This is a genomic window from Rhodocaloribacter litoris (assembly GCF_011682235.2).
Classification (GTDB): domain Bacteria; phylum Bacteroidota; class Rhodothermia; order Rhodothermales; family ISCAR-4553; genus Rhodocaloribacter; species Rhodocaloribacter litoris.
Window position 1 is genome coordinate 1,053,944 of sequence record NZ_CP076718.1, and the last position, 12,023, is coordinate 1,065,966.

The following is a 12,023-nucleotide window of genomic DNA, read 5'->3' on the forward strand; positions in this document are numbered from 1 at the left end:
CTGATCAGGCATCACCCGTCTCTGCCAGAAGGTCCTGGGAAGGGAGCACTGGCGACGACATCGACCCTACCCTTCCACGTGGTGGATCCGGCACATAGCGCCGGACAAGACGCTGCACGACGCGCTCGGCAACAGCGCGGGCTGTGGTGTACTTGACTCCTACAACGCTGATGAAACCCTGCGCCCCCCCCTGGCGCCCGTGATCGACGAGGACAGGCCTAGTGGAGGGCTCCGACGGATTGGAAGACCCGGCAGGGACATAGCCAGCATACACACGGTCGATCGCGGAAGCAGAGAGACGAAGTGCGGGCAGCGCCGCGTTGAGATCATCAAGAAATGCTTGCATCTCACTTGTCGTCGGCTCAGGGCGATCCATAACCGCATTCCGTACCGCATAGCCGGTTCCTGCTGCCAGTCTCCCTTCCCAGTCCGTAAGGAAATAAGTCCGGCGTCCGCGTCCGGGCGGTTTCACAGCCAGGACATCCTTCCCCCCCAGAGCAGGATGATCAAACCGAACGTTCCAGGCAAGCAAAGGCCGGCACAGATCTGGTGTGTTCACCCCCGCCCGTGTGGCAACAAGCGGCGACCAGGGACCGGCGGCATTCAACACCACCCGGGCAAAGAGCTGCCAATCCAGACCACGCTGCTGCTCCCTGAAACGTACACCCTGTACGACACCGTCGCGTACCACAACTTCCGTGACTTCCATATGGCTTAAAGCCCGAGCTCCGAGTGTACAGGCCTCAGCCAGCACCTGCCGTAGAATCTGGTTGGGCTGCAGCATACGCGCATCGTACCAGACCGCCGCTGCCTTCAATCCTGTTGCCGGGACAACGGGGAAAATCTCCCGAACGGCCTCAGGTGAGAGAAGGGTACCCGAAGGTAAGTGCCTGTCGGGCCGCACACCCCGGTTTCGGTCGACAGCGAGACTATCGTTAAACCACAAGGCAGTACGCATGATGAGGGGACGCAGGAAGCCTTCGCCGTAGAGCGGCATCACACAACGAAGCGGCTCCACCAGATCCGGATACTTCCGCAAAAACCAACGACGTTCGCGGACGGACATTCGAGAGCGGGCAACGTCCAGCGTCTGAAGATAGCGCAGCCCCCCATGCAAAATACGGAAATGGTTTGAACTCGTCGCCGCACCGAAATCGTCTCGCTCAATCAACACGGCCCGATACCCGGCCCGTGTCGCCTCTGACAGCAGCATAACCCCGTAAATGCCGCCGCCGATGATCGCGACGTCGAAATGTTCATCGACTACCGCTTCAGGGTCATACACCATGATTCTGTGTGAGATCACTCTTGCCCTTACCGACCTACTCTGTACAATTCAAACCCCATCTGCTGGTAATCGAGGCGCCACTCGTATTTGCGCCACTTCAGGACAGCGTGTTCCGTCAGCCAGGCAAACAATCCATCATCGTATCGCTGGTTACGGTACGTATCCACCAGCACCCAGACGCGTTGCTCGCCGCCCGTGTAGGGCGGCAGAACGGTTCGCCAGCGTGCCTTGCCGCCCAGTACTTGCAGCATACCCTCCGGTATTTGCTGTTCCAGATGATATCCGAGTGAGCGAGAAAACACGACCACGTGATCGCCGGGCCGGTAGCGTTCCTCCACCGCTTCGATCGCATCCAGGATGTCCAGGCTGGCCCTGCCGGTATAATGGGATATGAAGCCCGGCAAAAGGGCAACCAGCACCAGCCCGGTCACGGCATGACGCACCGGCCCGAAATTGAGTCGTGCCAGGGTCGCCGACACGACCGCACACAGATGGGCAGCCAGCGCAATGAAAAGCGGCAGCGTCGAAATGATATACTTGGCCCGCACCGGAGGCAGAATGAGAGCCATCACCAGCAGTCCAAGCACGGGAATCCCTATCCCCGTGACAAAGAACGTGCCCTGCAACAGGTCTCGGTGAAACAGGTGGACCAACCCGAACAGAGCCGCTATCCCGATCACCGGCTCCACATGCTGCACCAGCTGCAACATAACCTGCACCGGCTCGGCCCAGGACTCGGCCGTCAGGGCCTTCACGCCCCACGACAACGCAACCCGCACGAAAAGCGAAAGTGACACAAGCCCCAGCAATCCGGTTATCAGGACGTGCATGCGGGCAATCCGCCGGGAATAGCCCCGGGCGTCGGCGTCGCGCCGGCTCCAGATCCAGGCTGAAAAGACCACACACGAGGCAGGCACCAGTACGGCCGTGGCGTGGAACAGCACCCCCAGCACGTTCGCCAGCAGGGCCGCTGCCAGCAACCCGTAGCGATCCTCCCGCAACGCCCGGTAATACAAAAAGTAGGACAGGACGCCGAAGAGGAAAACCCCGCCGTAGAACCGGGCCAGCTGGGTATGATACAGATGCCAGCCGCTGAGCAGCACCAACACGCCACCGATCAGCGCGGTGGGACGCCCGAGCACCCGGCGACAGGCCCAGTAAAACACGGGGACACTCGCCGCCCCCAGCAACGCAGCCGGTAGACGTGCCGCCCAGGCCGTCTCTCCGAAAAGCGCCGTGCTCCAGACCACCAGAACATAATAGGCCGGCTGTACCAGGCTACGGGCCCGCTCGGCGGCGTACGCCACCGTGTAGAACTCGTCCCCGGCGATCCCGCCCTGCCAGATGCCCCACCCCCGGGTGATCAGAGCCAGCAAGGTCAACCCGGCGAGGGTGATCAACTCCCGCCGCGAATACCGATCGTCCAGCCGGTCCACACGCACCGTAGCAATACCCATGTTACCCGTGCTCGAGACAGTGAGCCGACGCCTTCCGGACCCGCTTCAAAAACTGCATACCAGCCTGGTTGCGAACGAAGCGCCCGGGTGAATCCCTCCGGCCGAATGCGCGGAGCGTAAGAGAAGAAGCCGCCAGCAGGGTCTTTATGTGATGCGCGGGCCCGGCGTGATCGACGGAGCCCGGAAGCATCACCCCGAAGCTACCCGCACGCCGGTACTCGTCCCGGAAAGGCAACGGGTCGCTCCCGGGCAACACAGGCACACCTCGTGCCGCCGCCAGGCGAAAGAGCGGCGAACGCGGCCAGAAAACGGGCCGTTTGGCACTGTCCCCCAGAAAAAAGAGCGGGAGGTCCGGGCGGGTCAACAACCTCCGAAGACGACGCCCCCGGGCCCCGAACCATTTCCCGAAACCCCAGGGCACGATCGGCAACGCACCGGCCCCTGCTACCGCCCGGATCACGTCTTCGATCGGCTGCCCGTCTTCAAAACGCCGGCGTGTACCAACCGCCAGCACTTCCATGTGCTCCCGGGTCACGATCTGGCGTCCGGCCAGAACCACCAGCATCTCTTCCGCATCGGACGTGAAGACCAGCCCCACCCCCCCGTCCGTCTCACGGCGACGCCACACGCGCCCTCCGGATCCCCCCGGAAAAGCCTGTCCGAGCGCCCTCAGTCGTTCGAATCCACATTCCCCGGCCCCTTCCGTCAGGAACAAAACCCCGGTGAACCGCCGGTTTCCTCCCTCCTGCCGCGCCACCCCGCTAAAGTTCGCGTGCGCGGCCTCCAGAAAAGCGACCGGGACAAAACAGTCGTGCAGATGAACGTGTGCGTCAATCAGCAGCAATTCGGCCGGGGCGAGATTCATGGGATCGACAGGATGTACCCTAATTGACGATCTGCTCGATCCGGTATTCTTTCAGGTCCTTCGCGTGGACGAAAATGATCAACTCTCCGACCAGCCCGATCGCAAAGAGCAGCACGCCCAGCACGATCAACAAAACGCCAAAGAGCAGTGCCGGGCGATCCGCCAGCCCCTCTCCCAGGAACAATCGCTGTACCACCAGGACGACGGAGAAAAGCACCCCGCCCAGGAAAACGAACAGCCCGCTGAGCCCGAAAAAACGAAGCGGCTTGGAGGTAAACTTGACCAGAAAGAAGATCGACAACAGGTCCAGCAACCGCCGGATGTAGACCCCGGCCGGGAAATACCTGGAGAAGGCATCCTGCTCTGCCTGCGGTGCTTCCACCTCCACCACCTTGAAACCGTAACTGCCGGCCAGGATCGGGAAAAACCGTTGCTGGTCTCCGTACATGTGCACTTCTTCGATCACGGCCCGCTTCATCACGCGTACACTGCACGTCAGGTCCTGAAACGTGACCCCGAGCAACTTCCGCAGGATAAAATGGAAAAACCGGGTTTGCAGCCGGTTCAGCCGGCTGTCGACGCGCGGCCAGCGTCGTACGATCACCATGTCGCTCTCTCCCAGCCCTTTCACAAGCGAGGGGATCACCGCAGGGTCGATCTGGTGGTAAGCCGGCAGGGTGAGGATGACGTCGCCTGTCGCCTGCTCGAAACCGGCGTTCAGCGCCGTGGCCTCCCCGTACCACTTTGCAAAAACCAGGATCTTCACCGGCTCACCCTGCTCCTTCAACCGCATGAGCGGGTCAAAAACGCGCGGATGCCGGCCCTCGATGACGAAAATGAACTCATACGACCGTCCCGTCTGCTCGAGTTGCCGCTTGTAGTCAACGTAGAGTTGCTCGATCGGCGGGATCCGTTCGGGATCGCGCACGGCAATCACCACCGACAACGCTACCCCGGATGCAACCGCATTGTCCATATTCAGAGAATGTCAACTTTCAAAAGGTGCTCGGCACGAAAGTTCGCCCGGGTGTAGACCAGCCCGCAGAGCACACCGAAGAGCAACAACGCGACGCCGAGCAACCCCCAGAGCATGCCTACGCCGAGGTACACGTACGCGGTGCTTTCCGGATGCATCATCACGTGAACCCCACTGAATCCCAGGGCTGCCACGCTGAAGGCCAGGCAGAGCAGGGACGTGATACCGAATCCGAAAAACGGCAGCCGGAAAGCCGTCATGATCGTTTTCAGGGCAATGATATCGAACAAGACCTTGTAGACCCTGGAGAGCCCGTACTTCGAATGCCCGTACTTCCGGGGGTGGTGGCGCACCTTGAGCTGGGCAATGGCCGCCCCCGAGAGGGCCAGCATCGTCGGCAAGAGCCGGTGCATCTCGGAATACAACCGGAACTTTTTGATCACTTCGGCCCGGTAGGCCCGGAGGGCGCAGCCGTTGTCCCGGATGGGCGTACCCATCACTTTCCGGATCAACCAGTTGGCAATGCGCGAGGGGATCTTCCGGGAAATCAGGCGATCCTTGCGTTGCTCCCGCCAGCCGGCCACCAGGTCATAGCCCTCGTAGACCTTTTCGACGAGCCGGCCGATGTCCTCGGGATCGTTCTGCAGATCACCGTCCATGGTCACGATGACGTCCCCGCGTGCCTGCTCGAAGCCTGCATAGAGCGCAAGCGTCTGCCCGAAATTTTTGCTCAGCTTGATGAGGCGCAACCGCCGGTCCTGCCGGGCCAGTTGGAGCGCCTGTTCGAAGGTGCCGTCCGTGCTGCCGTCGTCGACCAGCAACACCTCGAAGGTGTACCCCAGCGGCGCCACGGCCCGCACGATGGCCTCGCAGAGCGGCCGGATCGACTCCCGTTCGTTGTAGACCGGGACGACGATGGACAGCGCCACCGCCTGTTCGGAATCGGGGGTTCCAAGGCCGCGTCTCGCCCCGGCCAGTTGATCGGCAACGTCCGTGTTCACAGGCTCCAGGAGATAGAGGCAATGCGTTTCCAGGGAGGAGCGCTCCGGGCCCGCTCCAGCCAGGCCAGGAAAGCACGCAGGCCCTCGCGAAACCCGGTGGTGGGTTGATACCCCAGCAGCGCCCGTGCACGCCCGATGTCCGCCCAGGTCTGGGGAACCTCGCCGGGTTGTGCCGGCAGGTGCACGCGCCGGGCCCGAACGCCCAGTTCCTCCTCGATCGCGTCCACCATCTCGAGCAGCCCGATGGCCCGGTTGCTGCCCAGGTTGATCACCTCGTAGTTCGTTCGGTCGTAGTGCATGGCCGCCCGGATACCGGCAACGATGTCGTCGATATAGGTGTAGTCCCGCCGCGTCCGGCCATCGCCGAAGAGCGGGACGGGTTCGCCGGCGAGCATCAAACGGGCGAACTTGTGAATCGCCAGGTCGGGACGCTGACGCGGGCCGTAGACCGTGAAGAAGCGCAGGGCGATGAACCGGATGCCGTAGAGATGGCTGTAGACGTGCCCGAGCAGCTCTCCGCTCACCTTCGTGCTCGCATACGGGCTAATGGGCCGCAGCACGTGGTCCTCTTCGCGCCAGGGTACGTTGGGATTGACCCCGTAGACGCTGCTGGACGAACCGAAGACGAACTGCCGCACCCCCCACTCATGCGCCAGTTCCAGCAGGTTCTGCGTCCCGTTGACGTTGACCTGCTGATACTCGACCGGCGCCTTGATGGAGGGACGCACGCCTGCCCGGGCCGCCAGGTGCACGATCACGTCGTACCCTCCCGCAAGCCGTTTCCGCAGCCCCTCCAGGTCGCGGATATCCGCCTCCACGAGCCGGTACCGCTCGTAGTCCCGGTGGGAGACAATGTTGGCGTGCTTGATAGCCGGGTCGTAAAACGGGTCGAAGTTGTCGACGACGGTGACGCTGGCACCCGCTGCAAGCAACTGCCCGACGAGGTGGCTTCCGATGAAGCCGGCACCGCCGGTCACGAGGATGGCCTTCCCGGCGTGAACCTGCTCCAGATGCGGCTGATCGTTCAATGCATACACACGTTTTAGGTGATCTTTTCTGTGACCCTCAAAACAACCGCTCGGGGGGCACGTCCCGCAAGTACGGCGCGGTGGCGTCTTTGGGGGAGAGGATCGGGTCTTTCACCGGCCAGGCGATGGCCAGGTCGGGGTCGTCCCAGCGGAGGCCGCCGTCGCCGGGCGGATGGTAGACATCGGTGGTCTTGTAATGGACGAGGGCCGTCTCGCTGAGGACCACGAAGCCATGGGCGAAACCCTCGGGCACGTAGAGCTGCCGGCCGTTCGCGCCGGAGAGGATGGCGGCCGTCCACCGGCCGAACGTCGGGGAACTGCGCCGCAGATCCACCGCCACGTCGAACACCTCACCCTGGAGAACGGTCACGAGCTTGCCCTGCGGGCGCGGGTTCTGAAAATGCAGGCCCCGGAGCACCCCTTTGTGCGAGAAAGAGACGTTATCCTGCACGAACTGCTCCGGCAACCCGCATGCATGATACCGACGGGCCTGCCACGTCTCCAGAAAGTAGCCTCGTTCGTCCGGGTAGACGTCCGGCTCGATGAGGAGGACGCCGTCGAGTTCGGTCCGGTGTACCTTCATGCGGTCGGGGAGGCGTCGAGGGGGTGCAGGCGGGGGTCGGCGAGGAGGCGGAGCAGGTAGCGGCCGTAGGCGCTGTTGGCCATCGCCTGCGCCTGCCGTTCGAGCGCCCCGGCGTCGATCCAGCCGAGCTTGAAGGCCACCTCCTCGGGGCAGGCGATCTTGAGTCCCTGCCGCGCTTCGATGGTCTGCACGAACAGGGCTGCCTGCTGCAGGGCATCGTGCGTGCCCGTGTCCAGCCAGGCCAGGCCCCGCCCCATCAGCTCGACGTGCAGCCGGCCGCGCTCCAGGTAGATGCGGTTGACGTCGGTGATCTCCAGCTCCCCCCGTGCCGAGGGCTTCAGCGAGGCGGCGATGTCGAGCACGTCGTTGTCGTAGAAGTACAGGCCGGTGACGGCGTAGTTCGACTTCGGGCGTGCGGGCTTCTCCTCGATGCTCACGGCCCGGCCGGCCTCGTCGAAGGCGACGACGCCGTACCGCTCGGGGTCGCGGACGTAGTAGCCGAATACCGTGGCGCCCTCGGTGCGTGCGGCCGCCCGGCGGAGCTGTTCGGGCAGGCCGTGCCCGTAGAAGATGTTGTCGCCCAGGATCAGGCAGGAGGGGTCGCGCCCGATGAAGTCCCGGCCGATGACGAAGGCCTGTGCCAGCCCCTCGGGGCGCGGCTGCTCGGCGTAGGCGAGGTGGAGCCCCCACTGGCTGCCGTCGCCCAGGAGCTCTCGGAAGCGCGGCAGGTCGTGCGGCGTGGAGATGACCAGGATGTCACGGATCCCCGCCAGCATGAGGGTCGTCAGCGGGTAGTAGATCATCGGCTTGTCATAGACCGGCAGGAGCTGCTTGCTGACGACGCGGGTGATCGGGTACAGCCGGGTGCCGGAGCCGCCGGCCAGGATGATGCCTTTGCGCTGCATGGTGCTGTCGTTGCGTGTGGAGATGCGCCCCGGGCGCGTCAGACCACCTCCGCCATCTGCTGGAACTCGGGGTGCGAGGCAGCGAGCTCGTCGAACGTGCCGGTGGCGTCGATGCGACCGTCCTTGAGGAAATAGAGGCGGTCGCAGCGCTGGACGGTGCTCAGCCGGTGTGCGATCATGAGGACGGTGCGGTCCCGCTTGAGGGATTCGATGGTCTCCATGACCCGGCGTTCGGTCTGGTTGTCGAGCGCGGCCGTGGCCTCGTCGAGGACGAGCACGTCGGGGTTGTGGTAGAGGGCACGGGCGAGGCCGACGCGCTGGCGCTGGCCTCCGGAGAGGCGCACGCCCCGCTCGCCGGTCACCGTGTCGAGCCCCTCGGGCAGGCTCCGGACGAAGTCGGCCAGCTGGGCGGCTTCGAGTGCGGCCCACACCTTCGCGTCGTCGATCTCGCCGTCCGGGATGCCGAAGGCCACGTTGCGGCGGAGCGTGTCGTCGAGCAGCACGATGACCTGCGGCACGTAGCCGACGTGGTCGAGCCAGCCGCGGAGGTTGTCGTGGATGTCCACCCCGTCGACGGTGACGCGCCCCTGCTGCGGCCGGAGCAGGCCGAGGATGACGTTGACCAGGGTCGACTTGCCCGAGCCGGTGCTGCCGACGAACGCCACCGACTCGCCTTTCCGGACCTCCAGCGTGACGCCGTGGAGCGCCGGACGGCCGGCATCAGGATAGGTGTAGGTGACGTCCTCGACGCGGATCACACGCTCGAAGGCTAGCGGCGGCGGGGGCGGCTGCTTCTTCTGGCGCTTCCACGACGGCCCCTCCAGCCGCTGCAGGTCCTCGACGATGTGCGGGATGGCGGCCCCGCTGAACTGGATCTGGCTGATGCTGCCCACCATCTGCCCGATGCTCTGGCGCAGCCGCACGATGGCGGCCCCGTAGAGCGCCAGCATCGGCACCAGCGAGGCCGCGTCCGTCCCGACCAGTACCAGCACCATGACGATCCCCAGCAACCCCACCACGGCCACCATCTCGAGCACGTTCGGCGAGGCCTGGCGAATCACCTGGTGTAGCCGCATGACCCGGGCAAAGTTAGCCACGCTGCGGTGAAAAACCTGTTCGAAGTAACGCTCGCGTCCCAGCACACGCATGTCTACGAGGGCCGAGAGCCCCTGGGTGACAGCCTTGATGACCTCCTTTCGTTCGTGCTTGGCCTCGATGCCGTAATGCTGCAACCGGTGTTTGAAGATGCGCAGGAAACCCCAGCTCGCCCCGCCAACCAGTGCGATCCCCACCACCGCAATACCCGGGGTGGTCACCAGCAACAGCACCACGGTGAAAAGGGTCATCATGCCCGCCATCGTCAAGGTCAGGAGCGGGTTGATGACGCCGGTCATGATCTCCTTCGTCTCCGTGGTAATGTTGCGGAGCAACTCGGCCGTGTTGCGGTTCAGGTGAAATTCCCACGGCGCGCGCAGGTAGGCACGGAAGAGCCGGTCGGCCAGGCGCACCCGGTGAAACTCGGTAACTTGCACCTGCAGGTAGTAGACGCCGTAGAGATAGAGGTTCTTGAACAGAAAGACCACGATCAGCAGGCCGGCGCCCCAGAGCACCAGCTCACGACCAGTGGTGATGTCCAGCGCTTCCAGGATGGAGGCGGCCGCCGGGATCGCCATCACCTTCTCCGGGACGGCCAGCGTGGCCACGAAAGCGGGCACGGCCCCGATGCCCACCACGTCGAGGAAGGCCCCCAGGATCATCATCACCAGCAGGCCCAGGTACTTGAGCTTGTCCTGCCGGCTGAAGAGCGGTCGTATGAGGTTCAGGCGTTCGAGCATAGGTCAGTCGTTCGTCACGCCGGCCAGGCCCAGGCGTCGCAGATCATACTTGCCGTCGGTCACCTCGCGGCACCAGTCCAGGTGATCCAGGTACCACTGCACGGTCTTTCGGAGGCCGGTCTCAAAGGTCTCCGCCGGTCGCCAGCCCAGCTCCCGCTCGATCTTCGCCGGGTCGATCGCGTAGCGAAAGTCGTGGCCGGGGCGATCCTGCACGAACGTGATGAGGTCTTCGTGCCGCGGCACCCCGGGGTCGGGCGCCAGCTCGTCGAGCAGCGCACAGATGGCCCGCACCACGTCGATGTTGCGTCGCTCGCTGCGGCCCCCCACGTTGTAGGTCTCTCCCGGCGTGCCGTGCTCGAGCACCGTCAGCAGGGCATCCACATGGTCGTCCACGTAGAGCCAGTCCCGCACGTTCTCGCCGCGCCCGTAGACCGGGATGGGCTTGCGCTGGATGGCGTTCAGGATGACCACCGGGATGAGCTTCTCGGGATACTGGTACGGGCCGTAGTTGTTCGAGCAGTTCGTCACGAGGACGGGCAGGCCGTAGGTGTGGTGCCAGGCCCGCGCCAGGTGGTCGGAGGACGCCTTGCTGGCCGAATAGGGCGAGCTGGGCCGGTAGGGCGTCTCCTCCGTGAAATAGCCCTCGGGGCCGAGCATGCCGTAGACCTCGTCCGTCGAGACGTGCAGGAAGCGGAACGCCGCCCGGCCGGCCGCATCGAGGCCTTCCCAGTAGTGACGCGCCGCTTCGAGGAGCGTGTACGTGCCGAGGATGTTCGTGTGGATGAACGCCGCCGGCCCGTCGATGGAGCGGTCCACGTGCGACTCGGCCGCCAGGTGCATCACGGCGCAGGGGCGGTAGGTGGCGAACAGCCGGGCGACGGCCTTCGCGTCCGCGATGTCCACCCGTTCGAAGTGATAGCGGGGGTCGTCCGCCACCGGGGCGACCGTGCTCAGGTTGCCCGCATACGTCAGCTTGTCGACGTTGACGACGGTGTAGCCCGTGCGGCGGATCAGCCGGCGCACCAGCGCCGAGCCGATGAACCCGGCCCCGCCGGTAACCAGAATGACTTGTTTCATCTTCATGCTAAGAATGCAAAGCGGGCACGGCTCCGCCACGTCGGTTACATCTCGAGATGAAAACCGACCGCTCCGTACGGTTCCGAAGAAAACAGGGCGGATTCCCGGCCTGTCCAAACCCGGATACGGACACAACTTACAATGCTAACACATCGACGAAACAGGCGGTCCCTTAACACATCGTCAAGAAATGACGGGCAGACCGCCGGCCCGATCGTATGGTTCCATCGATGCTACAGCATGCGGATGCCTTCTCCGACCTCACCGTGTACACGGCGCTGTTTCCCATTGAAACCCGAACGCGCCGTATACACGTCCGACAGACTGCCGAAGCGTGCCAGCGACGAGGAAGCCCTCCGGCTCAACTCCCCCGAGACACGCGTGCAGGGATACCCGGAGGAGATCTTTTCTCTCTTCGGCCGTCGAGATGACATGAGGGTACGGATTGTATCTGAGCGCTCTGTCAGAGATTGCGCAGCCGCTCGACCAGCAGGGCAACGGTTCCGATGCTGGTCAGGATGGTCAGCGCATCCCGCCACTGAAAGCCCTGCCGCACGCGAGACTCGACCATGACGATATCCCCCTCCTGCAAAACCGGATAGGCGCCGGGATGAGCCAGCATCTGCTCAATAGGTTCGTCATAGAGCACTTCGCGCCGCCCGCCTCCCGTCTCCCGGAAAAGTTTGATCCGATACTTGACGGACTGCCCCGGCCCGCCGGGTGCCATGGAGAAGCCTGTCAGCGCGAGCAGGCGGCCCAGATCGGTGCCGTCGCTGACCTCATAGATGCCGGTGCTCGCCGACCCGACCACGAGCACCTGGATGGTTGCATCACCAGGCTGGGTGAAGACATGGTATGACGTCCCCGTTGCGGTGATGCTGTTGTGGCGCCCGAACGCCTGCCCCTGCGCGGGCAGCGTCGCCAGGCCGGTCACCAGAAGCAGGGACAGTATACAGAGGATACGCATGGTAAAAGAAGCTCCTTAGGGCACAACACCGCAGGCCCGAA

At 64.1% G+C, this 12,023-nt stretch carries 11 protein-coding genes; all 11 read right to left on the reverse strand.

Going from position 1 to position 12,023, the window contains the following annotated elements:
- Window positions 1-4: 4 nt before the first annotated feature.
- Window positions 5-1,288, reverse strand: coding sequence for an FAD-dependent oxidoreductase (locus tag GQ464_RS04435; protein ID WP_166975767.1), 1,284 nt, complete (start codon window positions 1,286-1,288; stop codon window positions 5-7).
- 26 nt (window positions 1,289-1,314) lie between these two features.
- Window positions 1,315-2,745 (reverse strand): glycosyltransferase family 39 protein, encoded by a 1,431-nt coding sequence (locus tag GQ464_RS04440; protein ID WP_166975770.1) that lies wholly within the window; start codon window positions 2,743-2,745, stop codon window positions 1,315-1,317.
- A gap of 1 nt (window position 2,746) precedes the next feature.
- Entirely contained in the window at window positions 2,747-3,610 is an 864-nt protein-coding gene (locus GQ464_RS04445; RefSeq protein ID WP_228350590.1) for a hypothetical protein, read from the reverse strand.
- Window positions 3,611-3,629: 19 nt separating this feature from the next.
- Window positions 3,630-4,538 (reverse strand): glycosyltransferase, encoded by a 909-nt coding sequence (locus GQ464_RS04450; RefSeq protein WP_228350591.1) that lies wholly within the window; start codon window positions 4,536-4,538, stop codon window positions 3,630-3,632.
- A 50-nt stretch (window positions 4,539-4,588) separates the two neighbouring features.
- Window positions 4,589-5,587 (reverse strand): glycosyltransferase family 2 protein, encoded by a 999-nt coding sequence (locus GQ464_RS04455; RefSeq protein ID WP_166975779.1) that lies wholly within the window; start codon window positions 5,585-5,587, stop codon window positions 4,589-4,591.
- The gene (locus GQ464_RS04460) at window positions 5,584-6,624 is read right to left on the reverse strand and encodes an NAD-dependent epimerase/dehydratase family protein (RefSeq protein ID WP_228350592.1); all 1,041 of its coding nucleotides are present in this window, start codon (window positions 6,622-6,624) and stop codon (window positions 5,584-5,586) included. The genes GQ464_RS04455 and GQ464_RS04460 overlap by 4 nt, the downstream gene beginning before the upstream one ends.
- A 28-nt stretch (window positions 6,625-6,652) precedes the next feature.
- A complete protein-coding gene (rfbC, locus tag GQ464_RS04465; protein ID WP_166975781.1) occupies window positions 6,653-7,198 on the reverse strand; it encodes a dTDP-4-dehydrorhamnose 3,5-epimerase in 546 nt (181 codons plus the stop codon).
- Complete coding sequence (gene rfbA, locus GQ464_RS04470) at window positions 7,195-8,103, reverse strand: glucose-1-phosphate thymidylyltransferase RfbA (protein ID WP_166975784.1); 909 nt, start codon at window positions 8,101-8,103, stop codon at window positions 7,195-7,197. Before rfbA ends, rfbC begins: the two co-directional genes overlap by 4 nt.
- Before the next feature lie 38 nt (window positions 8,104-8,141).
- Entirely contained in the window at window positions 8,142-9,938 is a 1,797-nt protein-coding gene (locus GQ464_RS04475; RefSeq protein ID WP_166975787.1) for an ABC transporter ATP-binding protein, read from the reverse strand.
- Window positions 9,939-9,941: 3 nt separating this feature from the next.
- Window positions 9,942-11,015 carry a dTDP-glucose 4,6-dehydratase gene (rfbB, locus tag GQ464_RS04480; protein ID WP_166975790.1) on the reverse strand — a complete coding sequence of 358 codons (1,074 nt, stop codon included), beginning with the start codon at window positions 11,013-11,015 and terminating at the stop codon, window positions 9,942-9,944.
- Window positions 11,016-11,478: 463 nt separating this feature from the next.
- The gene (locus GQ464_RS04485) at window positions 11,479-11,982 is read right to left on the reverse strand and encodes a hypothetical protein (RefSeq protein ID WP_166975792.1); all 504 of its coding nucleotides are present in this window, start codon (window positions 11,980-11,982) and stop codon (window positions 11,479-11,481) included.
- Window positions 11,983-12,023 lie beyond the last annotated feature (41 nt).

Bases quoted from the DNA above. Each gene is read 5' to 3' on its own strand.
- GQ464_RS04485 (WP_166975792.1), bottom strand. From the start codon at position 11,982: ATGCGTATCCTCTGTATACTGTCCCTGCTTCTGGTGACCGGCCTGGCG.
- rfbC (WP_166975781.1), bottom strand. From the start codon at position 7,198: ATGAAGGTACACCGGACCGAACTCGACGGCGTCCTCCTCATCGAGCCG.
- rfbB (WP_166975790.1), bottom strand. From the start codon at position 11,015: ATGAAACAAGTCATTCTGGTTACCGGCGGGGCCGGGTTCATCGGCTCG.
- GQ464_RS04475 (WP_166975787.1), bottom strand. From the start codon at position 9,938: ATGCTCGAACGCCTGAACCTCATACGACCGCTCTTCAGCCGGCAGGAC.
- rfbA (WP_166975784.1), bottom strand. From the start codon at position 8,103: ATGCAGCGCAAAGGCATCATCCTGGCCGGCGGCTCCGGCACCCGGCTG.
- GQ464_RS04435 (WP_166975767.1), bottom strand. From the start codon at position 1,288: ATGGTGTATGACCCTGAAGCGGTAGTCGATGAACATTTCGACGTCGCG.
- GQ464_RS04440 (WP_166975770.1), bottom strand. From the start codon at position 2,745: ATGGGTATTGCTACGGTGCGTGTGGACCGGCTGGACGATCGGTATTCG.
- GQ464_RS04445 (WP_228350590.1), bottom strand. From the start codon at position 3,610: ATGAATCTCGCCCCGGCCGAATTGCTGCTGATTGACGCACACGTTCAT.